Raw genomic sequence first — 16298 nt, forward strand, 5'->3', positions numbered from 1 at the left:
CCTGATATCTGCCTTATCGTGTGGACACAAGTTTCTCCATAATACTTCACCTGAATGATTAATAGATTTCAGGCTCTCATGCCTGCACGTCTCCTTAAGGATTTTAGTGTATACTTAAATAATGAAAAGATGGGTCCACGCGATAGGTTATCTGCCACTATAACCTCCACCACCTCTGTTGTTTCCACCACTGTTACCGCTGCTAAAGTTGTATCGGAAATTCAATCTGAATGATCGTGTTGACCATGCATATCTGCTCTGTGTATAACTATTTGGATTGTTAATCTCCCGGTCACTTAAACGAGAGTTAAACAGATCGCGGACATTTAGTGATAATGTAGCTTTTCTGTTGAAGAGCTCTTTAGCCAGTGCTCCGCCAAAAAAGAGGCTGCCATCCCGGCGGCCTTGGGTTGTTTGCTGTGCTCCTCTGTAAAATGCATTCGCCTGGAAGTTCCATCCATCGGCGAATCTCCAACGCAATCTTAATCTCGAAGTTAATGATTCTGATTCACTGCTGTACTGAACGCCTTGAAACTCACCATTTCGGTCTGACTGAAACAGGTTCAGGCTTCCCATCAACTGTAAATTATCAAACAATTCCTGGTCGGCAGAGAACTCAATTCCCCATGCCTTTTCAGTAGCCAGATTTACCGGTTGAGATGTGGTGATTCCATTATTATCAACGGTGGAAATACGTTCGGTAACATCTGTTCTGTAGCGATAATATAAACTCGTAAGAATTGATCCGGTTTCCCAGTGGCGCAGATATCCTACCTCGTAAGAGTTGCCAAATTCAGGCCGCAGTTCCGGATTTCCAACCCGCCTGTTTCGAACATCTGATATCTCTGTAAATGGCAATATCCACCAAATTCGGGGACGTGATATACGCCTGCTGTAACTTACCTGGAAAGAGTTTGCTTCATCCAAAGAATATGACAAAAACACACTTGGAAAAAGATTTAAATAGTTTTGATCGCTGCCCCGTCCGCTTTCAGTCAGTTCTGTTTGAATGCGTGTATTCTCTGCCCTTAAGCCAAGCTGATAATTAAATACACCAACGTCTCCCGCCAGGGTTGAATAGAGAGCATTTACATTTTCAAAGTAAGTAAAATTGTCACTTAGCCCGATCTGTTGATCTGCAATCTGCCAATTTCCATCTACAAGTTCTTCAACTGTATAGTCGTTATCCATCCAATCAAAGTTAAAGCGGAATCCGGCTTCAAACCGTCCGTTATCACCCAATGGCTGCCTGTAATCCGAATCGATTCGAAGCTCTTTGTAAATCTCATCAGAAAAAGTTCGCCGGTTAAACCCACTGGGTGAACTATCGTCGCTGCTAACAACTTCAAGCAGCTCGGCGTCTTGGCTTTCGGTTCCAAACTCAAAATCAACATCAGCGGTTAATCGATGATCGGATCCTTCAAACCTGTTTTCGTATTGCAACCGAACATCATAGTCATTTTCTCTTGCATCCTGTATATCGTTCTGGTTGAGCTCTCGGATAACATCCCAATCACTTCTTATTTCCCGGTATATCTGGTTGTTTCCGGTGTTATAATCGGTATATCTAACATCTGAATCTTCCACTTCAGATTGTATACTTACACGTGTTTCCAGCGTAAGTATTTGAGATTGTGTTATGTAATAATCCCCTCCAAAATTGATATCAAATTCTTTTTCGGTTTCCACAGATTCAAAATTCTCGTTGTATGCGTACGTTGTGTCGCCACTAAAGCTTTGGAATGTACGCCCTTGCCTGGGATCATTTTCATACTCTAAATCGAAATTCAGGAACCAGTTGATATTATTTTTATGATAGTTCAAATTCGCACCCAACCCGTGATCCTGTGGATATCCTGTATTGGCCTGGATACTTCCATTAAATCCAAGTCGTACATCATCCACCAGTTTTATATTAATTATTCCGCCAGTTCCCTCAGCAGAGTATCTTGCGGATGGGTTGGTAATAATTTCAACTTCCTTAATCAGATTGGCAGGAATACTGCCAAGCGCATCAGTACCATTTCTTACTAAATTCGATGGGCTTCCGTTGATTAGAATCTGCACTCCCTGGTTCCCTCGTAATCTAACAGTTCCATCAAAATCTGTGGTAATTGAGGGTACGTTATCCAATACATCCAATGCAGAACCGCCAAGACTTGTAATATCCTGTCCCACACTAAATGTGCGGCTGTCGAAATTCATCGTCATATACGATCGTTCGCCTTCCACTATAACCTCATCCAGCGTTGCGTTCTCATTCAGCAGTTCAATCGTTCCCAAATCAACCGATTCACCGGCAGCTAATTCTAAATCTTCTTGGTGAGCCTGGTAGGATACGTAAGAAACTCTCAGCACATAATTACCGGGTTCCGCTTGCAAGGTAAAGCTTCCATCTTCTTTACTCGATGTTCCTTCCAATATTTCAGTCTCATCCTGATTATATAAAGCAACTGTTGCATTAGGTACGGACTCTCCTCCCACATCCTGAACCGTTCCGAATATCTCAGCGGTTTCACTGTTTGATGATTGTGCATATCCTCCCGAGACAAATAATCCCCAGAACAACAGAGGAATTGTTACATAGAATACTAATTTCTTCATGATTTTATTCTTACAGTTCATTGTTTCTTCCAAAGTAAAATCTGAACCTGCTTAAAAGTTGAACGAATATTGAAGCAAACTTGAAGTTGAGCCTATTTTACATTCTTTAAAGAACGCCCTCCACTGCGAGATGCGATATCTGGTTGACGGTACACACAAAATGAAATCTGTTTCAATCTCGTTTTCCATCATTAAACGCATCTTAAAAGTTGTACTTTTTAACAGTATGTTCATGTTTGTTATTTAATTGTTTTAATCGACAATTCGTTTAATGTTTAATATTTTTTTACCTGGTAACGTAAATGAAATCAAATAAATAGCTATTTAATCCTCCTGCCATGAAATTGAATCACGTACTTCTTTTACCTTTGACAATCTTGCTCTTGCTCACCTGTTCAAAAGAAAAACCATCGGATAAACAGTCCAATCAAGAATATATAGACGCAATAACGGCAGTCAGCAGTGCGAGGGCAGAAGCTTTCAACAATTCTGATGCAGACGGAATCGCAGAGCATTTCACTGAAGATGCAATTTTAATGGCACCGGGTGTGCCGGCAATGAAAGGAAGAGATGCGGTACGTGATTATTATCAATTTATTTTTGATGAATATAAACCTGAGCTGGAAAGCCATTATGTAGAAGTTAGAGTAGAAGGCGATCTTGCTTATGGCCGTGGAATTGCAAAAGTAACGCTTGACTCCAAAAGATGGAACGGAAACATTGGAATCTGCTTCCAAATACCTGAATATCCTGCAAAGGCAACCTGACGGCACCTGGAAAACAACTCATGATATTTGGAATGGGAATGAATCTTCAGAATAAAACCGGTGAAACGAAGTCTCTGTGTTTCCCTCAAATCATTGGATGAATCATTCAATCCAAATAGACCTCAATTCGATGCCATCCGCTTTCAAAGGTATAATTGATCGACAGATTGTTTTGATCCACAATTCGTTTGATGATGGACAGACCAAGTCCAATAGATTCTGAACTCTGCTCGGCTTTTCTGAATCGTTCGAATAGTTGATCGGGATCTATTTCCGGATCATCTCCCGAATTGGATATTACGAGTCTCTCATCATCCAGTTCAATTTTTATCTCTCCGTTCTCCACATTGTGCCGAACTGCATTCTGAAAAAGGTTGGTCCACAAAATATCAGCCAGAACGGGATGCATTTGTACCTCAACATCATCCTGAACATCCGTCTCAACTGTCAGATTATTTAAGGCGATAAACTCCTTGAACGCTTCAAGACTCTCATTGATAATATCACTCAGGTTCACCCTCTCGTTATTCTGAAATTCATGATTCTCTATTTTGGTGAGAAGTGCCAGGGATTCACTCAATCTCGACAGTTTCTTTACCGATTTTTCAAGGGATTCTATGTATTTATATTGCTCTTCGGTAAGTTCAGTTTCAGAAAGCAGTTCCAGTTTCCCTTTGGCAATAGCCAGCGGTGTCTGAAGCTCATGAGAAGCATTTTCAGCAAATTCCTTCAGGTTCTTATAGTCGGCCACTGCTTTGCGGGTCATCTTCTCTACAAATCGATTCAGATCATTAAACTCTTTCACATTGGTTTTCTCAGCTGGAACATACTCCTTCTTATGAAGCTGAAAATTGGCAATTTTTTCGAGTGTTTTCCGGAAGGGTTTAAAGAGTCGTCCAGACACCAAAAACCCAATTCCAACGGCTCCTACAATCTGCATACCTAAAATCCACAGCAACGTTTTAACAACCGCCTCGGTAATATCATCTGTTTCAATCATGGCACCGTAAGTTGAGATATAGTACGACTGTCCATTAATATTCCTCCAGGCTGACACTTTAACATTCGGCTCGTTTTGTTCAAGCCGGTCGTGATAAATAAGTGTATCGCCCACTTCTACCCTCTCTTCTACACTATAATTCAATTCCCGCACAATTAGGTTGCGGTCTCCCTCAACATCTCTGCGATGATGAAATTCCCGCCCTCTCTCCAACAGGTACGTTACACGGTCAATTCTCTCCATAAATTCCCATGTAAGCTCTCGGTCAACTTCATCTTTTATGATGAAGTATGAGAACACTCCGCCAATCCCAAGCACAATCACCGTAATGACCAGGTAGATTAAAATAAATCGGGTAATCAGCTTCATGATCCGGCCCTGTTGGCTTTAAATTTGTACCCAATGCTGTACACACTCTCGATATAATCATTCGCACCTGCATCCACCAGTTTTTTGCGAAGATTTTTGATGTGCTGATACACAAAATCGAGATTATCCAGGTGATCTACATAATCACCCCACAGGTGTTCGGCGATATTTTGTTTGGACAGAACCCGGTTTTTATTTGATGCAAAATAGAGGAGTAAGATCGTATTCTTTAGGCGTCACTTCAACGGGATTCTCATCAACCGAAATCTTCTCGCGTTTTTGTGTTAATGGAGATCTCATTCGCCCGAACAATTTCGCTTCCTCCAAGATTATTCCGGCGATTGACCGCTTTTATTCGTGCCTGATAACTCTGGTAACTGGAACGGCTTGGTGAGGTAATCATCGGCGCCCAATTCCAGGCCGGATACTTTATCATCCAGAGAATTTTTGGCGGAGATGATAATCGTACCGGTCTCCGGGTTCACGGATTTCAATTCCCGCAATACCTGCAATCCATCTCCTTTGGGAATCATAATATCGATCAGCACCACATCGTAGGTGTACGACATGATCTTGTCAAACGCCTCATCGTAATCGACGGCCGTTTCACACCGGTGTCCTTCTCTCTCCAAATACTTTATGATATTCTCAAGAAGATCCCTGTTATCTTCAACAATTAATAATTTCATAGTACCCTAAATATATAAGATAACTTTGAAGGAAAACTGAAGGGATGATTGCAATCAAAAAATATTCTGTCTACCATCATTTAAAATCAGGGCATTTCAGATATCATAAATGTAGAACGCGTTGATCCTAAAATATCAAATGAAATCATTCCGTTTATTCCCGAGATCTCCATATTGGCAAGTTCCTTTTGTATATGGGCACTCTCAGCACCATTCGATCTGATGGCTTCGAGAAGGGCGGTTGTACCATCATACAAATAAGCAGAATAAACTCCTGGCAAATACCCGTACATATTGTAAAAATCTGCTTGAAATTCTCTCTGTTTTTCTGAATCCCAATTTCCAGACCTAATCGTAAAAACCGGATTTGATATATTCTGAAGCTGATCATCATTGAGATCGATAATCGATGTATATACGGGTATTTCAATATCATCAAAGTCCAACTGCGAGATTAATATATCCCATTCATTGGAACTGCCAAAAAATACAATCACTTCAGCATCGGATTCAGATATTCCAGATGCAATTTGAGCAAAATTAACATCACCAGCTGGATAGGTCCAGACGTTTGGTATCTGAGAATTTTCTTCTTCGATCTTCTGAAGAAAGGATCTCCTAATAATACTCTGGTCATAGTCATCTGAAGAGACAACGGCTATATTTTCGTTCATATAGTTTTTGGAGATCCCATCAACCAACACTTTTGCCTGCTGCTCAGCATGGGGCATTGTACTGAAAAACCATGGAATATTAATCCTGGACAGGGCAGGATCGGTGGAAAGCATGGATATGAACGGGACCTGAGCTTTTGTGCAAACTTGTTCGATTAGATGGGCACTTCGGCCGTCAACAAATCCTAAAAGTGCCGTTGTACCGTTCTCAAAAATTAGATCTACCGCCCGTTTGGACCCGATACCCCAATTGCCATCAACGGATTTTACAAAAAGTTTAATTGGTTTTTCATGAATTCCGCCAGATTGATTTTCTTTCTTTATTACCAAATTAACGACATCTACAGCCTCGCGCATTAATGAATTTTCTGAGGGGCTTTCGGTAAGCAAAAGGCCGATTTTTATGGGTTCTTCAATCTCAGGGCCTGTTGACGGAACCGATTGGGCACAAACAGGCAGGGTGGGTGACAAGCAAATGAGAAAACTCGTCGTAAAGAAACAAAGAGCCACAAAATAATCATTTAAATACCTGATGATATTTGCTGGCAACTGTATGATTTTATTTGCTCGGATATTTAACGACAAACTTTCCATTTTCTACTTCCATCAGCCAAACTTTACCTACATCGTTCCAGGTGGTGTCCAGTATAATTTCGCCGGTTACTCCCTGATACTTACGGATGCTTGTTAGTTCATCCCTTATTCTGACGTGATTCAGACCCGCTTCTTCAATCGATTGTATTAACATTTTCATTCCGTCATATGTATGTGCAGCAAAAAGATCTGGCTCAGAACCATATCGCTCCCGATAGTTTTGAACGAACCGGAGGTAGGTGGGGTCTTGACTTTGTGGATTGTAGGGGAATATTGCCACAACTCCCTCCGCATTTTCACCGGTACGTTCAAGGAACCGGTCTGTTACCAAACGATCACTGCCGAACACTTTATGATTCATTCCCATATCCCGCATTCGGTTTACAATTTTTGCAGCATCCTCATCATTTCCCCAGATGAGTACCGCTTCGGAATCGGAGTTTCGAATTTTTTCCAATTGTGGATCAATATCCTCTGCTCCAGGAACATAATTTAAGTGTATGCGCACGGGATGACCTAACCTGATGGCACTCTCCTGGAAAATTTTTACACCAAGCCTTCCGTAACGGTCATTTGCTCTCAATATGGCCACATTCTCCAGTCCCTCTTTTTCAAATATTTGTTTGGCAAGAGCATAATTGTTTTGTCTGTCATCCGAGATGCAACGAACCATCCACGGTATACGGGTTTCTGTAAGTGTAGGATCTGTAGAAGTTGTATTCACCATTGGCATCTCTAACTTCAAAACCACCCGAAGCGCAACATGAGAATTATTTCCATCAATAGATCCAACTATCGCCCATACTCCTTTATCGTACAGATCGACAATCTCGTTTCCAGTGGAACCCCATAAGCCAACATCGTTTTTTACCAATATTTCGTAAGGCAAACCTTGATATCCGCCTTGTGCATTAGCTTCTTCCAGAGCTAACGTAGCTCCTTTTAACATACTCTGGCCGTAATCATCATCATAGGATCCTTCGAGGGGAGCTACAAAACCGATTTTCACTGTTTTGAGATCTGCAGGAGCGTTACCATCCCTCCCTGGCCCAAGATAAGGCTGCGATTCATCGAAGAATAACATATAAGGCTCCAGGAATTGGCTATATGGCAACAATTCTTCCGGAGTATCCGCATAATGTTTAATCTCCTGAGCTTGTGTAAACTCACCATACAAAGCAACCAGTAATATGAGTGGAAGGAATGATAACTTTTTCATCATAACAGTATCTATTTAGACATTTTTACAAACTGCAATCGCCTGAATTTCAACCAGAAGTGTATCCCAGCATAGAGTTGCCTGGATGCCAGTACTGGCGGGCAGTGGGTCGAGTTTTAACCAGTTGTAAAACTGAGTTCTGACTTCATTAAAATCTTTATAATCGCGTTCTATATCACGTAAATAGCAGGTCGTTCGAATTACATCATGCCAAGACATATTCTCCGAAGCCAACAGTTCCGATATATTTCTGAATGTTCTCCAGGTTTGTGCCCTGAAATCACCAATATGTTCGGCGTTCCCCTCTTCATTTACACTTGCCGTACCGGATATTAAAACCACGGAATAATCTCCAAACTCCATCCGCAGTGCACGAGAAAAAGAAGACGGCCGGGCATAGTTAAAAGCCTCATTTAAAACATTGGGTGCTTGTACAGCTTTTTTTGGAAGAGGAGGCCGGTCGTCATGAATATCTGGTATCTCAAACTCCAGGTAGTTCTCATTAGCCGATAGAATTCCCAGCTTTACCATCTCTTCTTTTTCACCTGTACTCAGGTTTAGTTTCTTTTCTGGTAGCCTTATTGCATTATTCATGATTCTGTTATTTTTTGGATTATTCTGTTTTTAAAGACTCTTTCTTTCATAAATTTTTTAGATGCATTTTTAACTTTATAATTGCACAATTTCCGAAGCTTTGGAGAAGCTTAAACCGTCTGCTGTGGCAAGCCATATTTCATCTCCATTTACATCCATTGCCCATATATAATTGTTTGACAATGCATTTGAAGTGGTGAGTTCGCGACTGTTATCGCCTTCTGTTATAATAATTTTTCCCGTTCCGCTTTCATTCTTATAAGTGGCCCATCGATGGCCATTAAAAGTGCTGAATCCGTTATCCGTACAGATGTAAATAACGTTATCCTGTGCTTTCACATAATTAATAAAGTTGCTGGCAAGGCCGCTGTCATGATCGAAATAACTTTGCCAATTTGTACCATCATACCGGCTCAATCCGAAATAGGTACCTACCCAAAGAATATCATTTGCATAAGAAACTCCCGTAGTAATATCATGTACAACACCATCATCGGGATAAAGATCAATTTGCATCTGGTGATCGGGATCCCGGTGCACCCTGAAACGGCCTGAATCTTTGAAATATTCGAGTACTCCACCACCCCAGGCAGCGATATAAATCTTTTGGTCACTATTGGCTACACCATAAGTCCAGGGTTCATGCATCGGGGAATTTTGCTCATTGAATATTTCCCACTGGCTGGTATACGTATTTAATTTAGATGCTCCTGCAGCCGTTGCAGTCCATACATATTCGCGATCAGTTACGACCGAATAGACTACATCATTGGCCAAACCGCTGTTAAACTGGTTAAAGACTTCCATCTCACCTGCCGACCATTTTGTCAGGCCAGACATTGTGGCAATCCAAACTTCGCCTGTGAGCTCACTAATATCTATATCCAGCACATAGTTATGGGAGAGGCCGTCTTCTGTTGTAATCACTGAAAACCCGCCCTCCTCATATATAGCCAGTCCTTTATCGGTGCCAACCCAAACTCGGTCCCCATCAATTTGAATGCTGGAAATTTTGTTGGATGGAAGGCCATCTTCTATGTTAAAATTCTTCCATTTTCTGAAGATTGGTAAGTTCCCGGAATCTTCATCGGGCAGCTCCACTCCGGCTTTACCGGCAGATTCTATCTCAACAAGGCTCTCATCTGCAAAAGCCTCTTTATTCATCTTGTTTCCTTTGCTGAAAGCAAAAATGAAAAAGATACCGATGAAAAATAAAGCAGCGAATGCTGTCCAATATGGTTTTCGATGTATGGTTTTCATAATGGTCTCATTTATAATACTTGGCGGATCCCAGTGATTTTAAGTATTCAATTAAATCATTCAGTTGATTCTTGGTCATGTCGTTGGCAGCTCCATGTTCATCATTGTCGTTGTAAATTGTCCAGATCTCTTCCAGGGTTTGCGCGCTGCCATCGTGCAAGTATGGTGCGGATTCATAAATATTGTTCAAATTCGGTGAATCAAATGTCATACCCGGGCTGTCATGTTCTTTTTTCGTGCCGACATCTGCATTCGTCCTGTTGGTAAAATTGGGTGGAGGATGACAAGTGACGCATTGATTCCCGACAGGTATTTCTCGCCCATCATTTGTCATAGTCCTGTAAAAAATTTCTTTTCCTCTCTCTTGAGCTTCTGTCAGCTCACCATTTGGCAGACGGAACCTGTTTGGCGGATGCTTTAGCTGCGTCAAAATGTAGGATGTAAGATTGGTCAGATCCTCGGGAGAATATGATTCAGTACGGGTTACAAATTTCGAAAATCTCATACCGTCCTGCATATATACACTTACATTATGCCCGTTCCATTTAAACGGTGATGTTTTGGGGAGCTCCCGCAGAGTTTGAACATTTGTGAGGTCTATCCCCGGTTTAAGAGCCATATCGTAGGTAAGCCCATCTTCGTGGCCGTCGGGATGACAAGTATAGCAGCTATATTGATATTGAAAGGTTCCCCCTGCATTGTAAAAAAGTCTCTGTCCCTGCCTGATCGGTGTATTCTGATCTGCTTTACTTAATACAATCGATTCTCCATTACTGAATGATGTCATATCTACAATGCCAATTTTATCATTTAAATATTCTGCATAGTAGAGTTTCGATCCATCCGGTGAAAACGCCATCCCTTTTGGAGCGGATCCGGTCTCTATTCTTTTGATGACAAATTCTTTACTTAACCCCAGGTTATTCTCCGGCATTCTAATCTCTCCGGCGTCAATTCTCAATAGCAGAGATTTTAACTTGCTCATCTCGATAATACTCAAAATATTCGCACCTGAATGAGATACGACGGCGTATTTTCCATCCGGAGAAACCTTTACATCAAAAGGATCGGCATAGAATTTATTCGGCTCATCCAGCAGTAATTGATACATTTTCCCGGTGGATGTATTATAGACACCAATTCCATGATTAATCATCCATCCATTTTCAATCTGAACGGCCGGCACCAGATTTTTTGGCCGAATCAGGGTAAACAGCGCCAGCTCACCTTCAGGCGTATAGTCAATGTTTTCCATGATATGTGCTGACATCAACTCTTTTCTATCTGCCAATCGCTGCTCCGACGTGCTGATAAAAGTGGCTTCCACCTTAGGTGGCGTTCTGAATTCTATATGTTTTGTTCGCCGGCTTAACACCATTAAAGTTTCTCCATCGGGTGTTAAAGAGGCCCCGGTCGGGTTGTTGCCAACTGAAAGCCGTTTTAACTCTTGCCCGGATGAAAGATCAATAATTGAAACATCTGATGTAAACGTGTTGACCACATAGAGCATATTCCCTTCTCCCTCATATTGAAGTTCTGCCGGGCCTGCTCCTGTTTGAAGAGTATCCACAATATTACCCTCTGGAAGCAGGATCTCTATCACATTGTCATCCCATTGATTCGAAACATATGCAGATGTGCCATCTTCATTAAGTGTCACACTATGCGGGTGATTTCCCACTTCAATTTTTTTAATGACCACCTTTTCATTTAGGTCAACAATAGAGAATGAGTTATCCTCCTGGCCTACTACGTAGAGGTAATTTCCATCGGGTGAAATTGCCACATTAAAAGGAGAGAGATAGTCATCCGTTAAAAACTGAGTGAATAAATTATCCACCTGACGACCAACATGGCAGTTGGTACATGTCAGCGGGAATCCTGTTGTTGCTGTCATGTGATCTACATGATCCCGGGCCCAGTCGTGCCCTCTTTTTGCGACAAATACAAAAACCAAAGCCGTAACGGCCAAAAGGGTAGTAAGTACTATTTTTTTATTTGTCTTCAACTTTCTGGAATCACTTTTTATTTATCATTTCCCGGAGAGCCTGTACCTCGGCCATGTTTGTAATTCTTGAAGTATCCGTGATTATGACCGGCTCCTTTTTAATCGCCATAGGCACCCGGTTTACAGGCGACATCTCTTTTTTTGCATGACACCCTATACACGCACGGCGTTCATTAGTACGAAGCCACATCCAACCGGAAGGCCCTCTCAGCCTTTCTCTATTGGCATCAAGGCTGACAAATCGGATGGGCATATTGGACTGAACTTTAAGGTAGAAGGAGCCATCCCCGGCCACTTCAATCTCATCTAATATTTTATCAGTACTTTCAATTCGAACATATTTCGTTTTCGAATCTCCATCTGTCTCAATTTGCGAATGATTAACGTCTTGACTGATCAGAATACCCGATCCCTCTTCATCGGAAATTGAAGATGGCAACTTTTTGGGTACTCTTTTGCTTGCGAACTACAACCGGTTGAACAGAGTGATAGCCCTCATCTTTATAGATTAATTCTTCATCACCCTTAAAACTGATTGCTGAAAGACCAAATACTCCCTCCGATCCGCTTTTTGCAGAAATCACCAAACGTGTTGAATCGAGGATACCTGCAGATTGGATTGCCCCTGCATCATAAGTAGCAATAATCTCTTTGGGAAGAAGCGGGTTTGCATAAGACAAAACCACAAGTTCATCCACATTTCCATCTCCCTGGACGAATATCAATTTATCTTCCCTACTCTCGCGTACAGTACTTTTGATCTGAGAATCAGATTGATCATGATAAAACGCCTGAGACTTGGTTCCATCCGGCCTCAAAACCATAAATTGGCGACTTTTTTTAGTGGGATAGAACTGCTGGCTGATTATGGCGATCCGGCCGTCATACAGAATGGATGGATAAAAATCACGATGCGGATGAAAGGTTAGTTGATTAAGCCCGGAACCATCTTCCAGAATCTTAAATAACGGATAGGTTTTTCCAATCTCCGGGTCTTCAATTTCACAGGAAAACACAATATCACCTGTTGGCAAAAAGGAAGGTGTATAGCAATTTTTTGAACTCTCGAATACTTTTTTCTTAGCCGATCCATCCAGATTCATCGTCCATATCTGCCATGAATCGTTTTGATTTACTTTTGCGGAGAAAACGATCAGCTGATTATCAAAAGATAGTGAAGGAGAAGTAGCAGAGTAAAAATCAGACGTTAAATTTTTTATACCACTTTCAGGGTTTTCATAGTTCAGGCTTACAATTCTTGCTTCTTTATAATCGGGAGGTACATTCTCACTACCGCCTGCCAAGTGATTTTCAGCAGCAGGCATTTTCGTAAAAACCAAAATCGAATCCGGTATTGTCTCTTCTGAACCTGTACGAATAATCAGGAACAGCGCAAAGAGCAGCAATTGATAATTCCGATAAATACAATTCTTCTGCGCATATCAGGGCTCTTATTCCTGAATGGTAAGAATTTGATTCGCTTCTACATTTTCCATTGTCTGGACGATTCCGGATGGCCAGCGAATTTCTATCTGATCGATGATTGAATGTCCTGCCAGTCCAAAATGAATTCTCGGATCGTTTTGGGAGAGATATCCTCCGGCACTTGTCTTTTCCATCGTTTGGGTTTTTCCGCCTGCAACAACTTTAACTTTTGCACCTATTCCATCCCTGTTGCTGGTAGTGCCTACAAGATTAATCAAAATCCAGTTATTCAGATTTCCTTTGTCATTTCGAAGCAGGGTAAAATTGTCTCCGAGATTTGAAATAAAGACGTCTATGTCTCCGTCATTATCGATATCACCAAAACAGGCACCTCTTCCCACTTTTTCTTCCTCGAAGTACGGTCCTAAAGTCAAAGAAACGTCTTCGAACGTTCGGTTTTGCCTGTATTCAAAGACCTGGTCTTCCTGCCCGTGAAGGTGCTGAATCTCTCCGTTCACTTTAAAAATATCGAGATCCATATTGTTGTTATAGTCCAGAAAAGATGAGCCCCATCCGGCAAACTGGCCGCTTGGAATTGCAATGCCCGATTGATAGGAAAGATCGACAAATCTTTCACCATCAAGATTGGTATAGAGCGCACTGTAGGATTCGTCTGTTACAAACATATCGGTGAATCCGTTATCGTCATAATCTCCAAAAACCACAGACATGCTTGATGTGGCTTCCCCGGTATGATTAAACGCTGCATGAGATACCATCCCAACATCCGTGTAGCCTTTACCTTGATCATTTCGGAACAGATAATTGGTCATCATATCATTTGCCACATAGATATCCGGATAACCGTCGTTGTTATAATCTGTCGTTCCCACGCCCATTGCCCTGCCGTCTTTCCGGTACACTCCCGTCTCACGGGTTACATCTTTAAACCGGCCATCTCCCAGGTTCCGATAAAGAACATCCGGCTGTCCGTCAAAATTCAACGGTCCCGGGTAGCCGTCCGGCGTGTAGAACAGGTTATATTTGGGATCGTACTCCAGGTAATTGGCTACATAAAGATCAAGCAGGCCGTCTAAATCATAATCAATCCAGAGTGCAGCAACACTGAATTTATCACTTTCACCGGCAACACCGGCCTGGCGGGCTATTTCTCTAAAAGTACCATCTCCATTATTATGATAAAAAACATTCGGGCCATAGTTAGAAACATAAATATCCGGATAACCGTCATTATTATAATCCCCGATTAATACTCCTGAACCGAAACCAGAATCACCCACACCGGCAATTTCTGTTACATCTTCAAACTGACCATTTCCGAGATTCCTGTAAAGTTTGTTCGTTGGCAGATTTCGTGGTTTCTCACCTTCACTGAATTGCTCGGAGTACGACCCATTTGCAATGTAGAGGTCCATAAAGCCATCCTGGTTATAATCCAGAAATGCCGCACCGGATCCAACCGTTTCAACCACATTGGACAACAGATCATCTCCAAACGTTTGAGTGAATTCAATACCCGAATATTCGCTGACATCCATAAAAAAATCTTCGCCAACAGGAGGCATATCAGGCAATGCAGAAGGAGTTGAATTACTTTGATTGCATGTGGAAAAGGAAAAACCGGCTGCAATTAAAAATGGTACTATAATAAGTAGTGCCCTGTTATGTTTGCCAGTCACAAAATTGAAAATCATAAATCCATTTTTCGACTTAAATCTTTGGATAGCTTACTTAGCTGAAGGATAGTTTTAGAGTTTTATATCCAAATATATAATAAAGGATATTTGCAAACAGTGCAACCATGCTTACTGAGTGTAACTACCACTTAATTCGTCAAGTATTCTTCACCATAGGTCCAGTTGAACGGTTTGGCGCTGGTTTCGTTATACTCCCTAATGTAGCTCATCAACTGATCGACCAGATCTTTTTTGGAATGCCAAACTCCATCTTTGAGTATTTTCCGGCTCATAATGCTAAACCAGATTTCAATCTGATTGAGCCACGAGGAGTAGGTGGGAGTAAAATGAAGGTGGAAATTTTCTTTTTTCAGCCAGCCACTCCTTGACAGCCTTGTTTTTGTGGATTGACAATTATGCAAAATAATATGGATCTGAACATTGCGGTATCTGCGGTCCAGGTGTTTGAGAAATTTCAGAAAATTTTCGGAGTTGTTGCGGTCGACACTGCCGTGCGGTGATTCTCCTGTGTGCACGGCAAGAGCGGCCATCAGGTTTACGGTACCATTGCGTTTGTACGGTAGCGGTAAGCCTGCGAGGGTTCCCTGTCCGTAAAGGCAGCTCCGGCTGGGTACGATCCAGGGCCTGAATCTGGGTTTCTCATCTACCGATAGCACCAATGCGTGTTCAGGGGATTCAGATACAGACCAACAATATCAATCATCTTGGATTCAAATTCCGGATCCGGGCTTTTCCCGCACCAATAGTCGGTTTTGTGTGGCTTGAGGTCAGCCTCTCGCAGGATCTGTGAAACCCAGCTCTGGCTCATCTGGCACATTTCGGCAATCTGGTGTTGGCTGTAGCGTGGCGTTCCGCTTTCGGTGCGCTGGCAGGCAAGATGGATCACCCGGTTGCGGTCTGCCTCCGTAAAGATCGATGGTGTGCCGGGGCGCTGGGCATCGACCAACCCCTGCGAGTCCATCTCGTTCAAACCGCTTGCGCCATTTGGCAATGGAAGGTTCACTGATCCGATTCTTTTTGCTGGATTCTTCATAGGTCAATCCACCGAGCCAGTCAAAATAATCTGAGCGCGCAGGCTCAGGCGCCGTTCTATCCTATGAGATCGTGCGTAGGTAATCGATTGGCTTCGGCTTTATCTGAGACCGTGATTGTCGTACGTTTAGCCATCGGTTTTTCTTCTCAAGATACGGAATCAGTAAATATTTTACTTAACTTATTTAACGGTAGCTACACTAGCAAAAAATACGCTTTTTTGGGTGTGAGAAAGGTTTTTCAGAAATATCTTGATCGGTAATTTTTAATTTCAGAAAACCTAAGAAATTTTATCAGAAAGAATTATTCAAACTGTACCTTCAATCGATATCAGGCCTTTTGTGT

Annotated in this window: 14 protein-coding genes; 1 reads left to right on the forward strand and 13 read right to left on the reverse strand. The window is 42.0% G+C overall.

The features are described from left to right. Nucleotides 1-147: 147 nt before the first annotated feature. Nucleotides 148-2604 carry an outer membrane beta-barrel family protein gene (locus U5K72_01065; protein MDZ7717391.1) on the reverse strand — a complete coding sequence of 819 codons (2457 nt, stop codon included), beginning with the start codon at nt 2602-2604 and terminating at the stop codon, nt 148-150. Nucleotides 2605-2942: 338 nt separating this feature from the next. On the opposite strand from U5K72_01065, the gene U5K72_01070 reads away from it, so the two are divergent. Further along, entirely contained in the window at nt 2943-3371 is a 429-nt protein-coding gene (locus tag U5K72_01070; GenBank protein ID MDZ7717392.1) for an SgcJ/EcaC family oxidoreductase, read from the forward strand. A 106-nt stretch (nt 3372-3477) separates the two neighbouring features. Here U5K72_01070 and U5K72_01075 read toward each other — a convergent pair whose 3' ends face one another. From U5K72_01075 to U5K72_01130, 12 genes are all read right to left on the reverse strand, one after another. Then, complete coding sequence (locus U5K72_01075) at nt 3478-4740, reverse strand: HAMP domain-containing sensor histidine kinase (protein ID MDZ7717393.1); 1263 nt, start codon at nt 4738-4740, stop codon at nt 3478-3480. A gap of 329 nt (nt 4741-5069) precedes the next feature. Continuing rightward, nucleotides 5070-5429 (reverse strand): response regulator, encoded by a 360-nt coding sequence (locus U5K72_01080; protein ID MDZ7717394.1) that lies wholly within the window; start codon nt 5427-5429, stop codon nt 5070-5072. A gap of 86 nt (nt 5430-5515) precedes the next feature. Further along, nucleotides 5516-6652, reverse strand: a complete 1137-nt coding sequence (locus tag U5K72_01085) for an ABC transporter substrate-binding protein (GenBank protein ID MDZ7717395.1) — start codon at nt 6650-6652, stop codon at nt 5516-5518. A 10-nt stretch (nt 6653-6662) separates the two neighbouring features. Then, nucleotides 6663-7919, reverse strand: coding sequence for an ABC transporter substrate-binding protein (locus tag U5K72_01090; protein MDZ7717396.1), 1257 nt, complete (start codon nt 7917-7919; stop codon nt 6663-6665). Nucleotides 7920-7931: 12 nt separating this feature from the next. Then, the gene (locus U5K72_01095; GenBank protein MDZ7717397.1) at nt 7932-8510 is read right to left on the reverse strand and encodes a Rid family hydrolase; all 579 of its coding nucleotides are present in this window, start codon (nt 8508-8510) and stop codon (nt 7932-7934) included. Between the two features lie 75 nt (nt 8511-8585). Then, entirely contained in the window at nt 8586-9770 is a 1185-nt protein-coding gene (locus U5K72_01100; GenBank protein ID MDZ7717398.1) for a two-component regulator propeller domain-containing protein, read from the reverse strand. Nucleotides 9771-9777: 7 nt separating this feature from the next. Continuing rightward, nucleotides 9778-11778: a c-type cytochrome gene (locus tag U5K72_01105; GenBank protein ID MDZ7717399.1), complete on the reverse strand. Its 2001-nt coding sequence runs from the start codon at nt 11776-11778 to the stop codon at nt 9778-9780. A gap of 10 nt (nt 11779-11788) precedes the next feature. After that, nucleotides 11789-12217, reverse strand: coding sequence for a hypothetical protein (locus tag U5K72_01110; GenBank protein MDZ7717400.1), 429 nt, complete (start codon nt 12215-12217; stop codon nt 11789-11791). After that, nucleotides 12195-13184, reverse strand: coding sequence for a hypothetical protein (locus U5K72_01115; protein MDZ7717401.1), 990 nt, complete (start codon nt 13182-13184; stop codon nt 12195-12197). The genes U5K72_01110 and U5K72_01115 overlap by 23 nt, the downstream gene beginning before the upstream one ends. A gap of 45 nt (nt 13185-13229) precedes the next feature. Further along, nucleotides 13230-14918 (reverse strand): CRTAC1 family protein, encoded by a 1689-nt coding sequence (locus U5K72_01120; GenBank protein MDZ7717402.1) that lies wholly within the window; start codon nt 14916-14918, stop codon nt 13230-13232. Between the two features lie 131 nt (nt 14919-15049). After that, entirely contained in the window at nt 15050-15577 is a 528-nt protein-coding gene (locus U5K72_01125; protein MDZ7717403.1) for an IS630 family transposase, read from the reverse strand. Further along, nucleotides 15565-15954 carry a hypothetical protein gene (locus tag U5K72_01130; GenBank protein MDZ7717404.1) on the reverse strand — a complete coding sequence of 130 codons (390 nt, stop codon included), beginning with the start codon at nt 15952-15954 and terminating at the stop codon, nt 15565-15567. Before U5K72_01130 ends, U5K72_01125 begins: the two co-directional genes overlap by 13 nt. Nucleotides 15955-16298 lie beyond the last annotated feature (344 nt).

The sequence above is a fragment of the Balneolaceae bacterium genome (genome assembly GCA_034521495.1).
Lineage (GTDB): Bacteria > Bacteroidota > Rhodothermia > Balneolales > Balneolaceae > Rhodohalobacter.

Excerpts from the sequence above, each read along its gene's own strand:
- U5K72_01095 (MDZ7717397.1), bottom strand. The coding sequence starts at position 8,510 with ATGAATAATGCAATAAGGCTACCAGAAAAGAAACTAAACCTGAGTACA.
- U5K72_01100 (MDZ7717398.1), bottom strand. The coding sequence starts at position 9,770 with ATGAAAACCATACATCGAAAACCATATTGGACAGCATTCGCTGCTTTA.
- U5K72_01065 (MDZ7717391.1), bottom strand. The coding sequence starts at position 2,604 with ATGAAGAAATTAGTATTCTATGTAACAATTCCTCTGTTGTTCTGGGGA.
- U5K72_01130 (MDZ7717404.1), bottom strand. The coding sequence starts at position 15,954 with ATGAAGAATCCAGCAAAAAGAATCGGATCAGTGAACCTTCCATTGCCA.
- U5K72_01120 (MDZ7717402.1), bottom strand. The coding sequence starts at position 14,918 with ATGATTTTCAATTTTGTGACTGGCAAACATAACAGGGCACTACTTATT.
- U5K72_01080 (MDZ7717394.1), bottom strand. The coding sequence starts at position 5,429 with ATGAAATTATTAATTGTTGAAGATAACAGGGATCTTCTTGAGAATATC.
- U5K72_01090 (MDZ7717396.1), bottom strand. The coding sequence starts at position 7,919 with ATGATGAAAAAGTTATCATTCCTTCCACTCATATTACTGGTTGCTTTG.
- U5K72_01075 (MDZ7717393.1), bottom strand. The coding sequence starts at position 4,740 with ATGAAGCTGATTACCCGATTTATTTTAATCTACCTGGTCATTACGGTG.
- U5K72_01070 (MDZ7717392.1), top strand. The coding sequence starts at position 2,943 with ATGAAATTGAATCACGTACTTCTTTTACCTTTGACAATCTTGCTCTTG.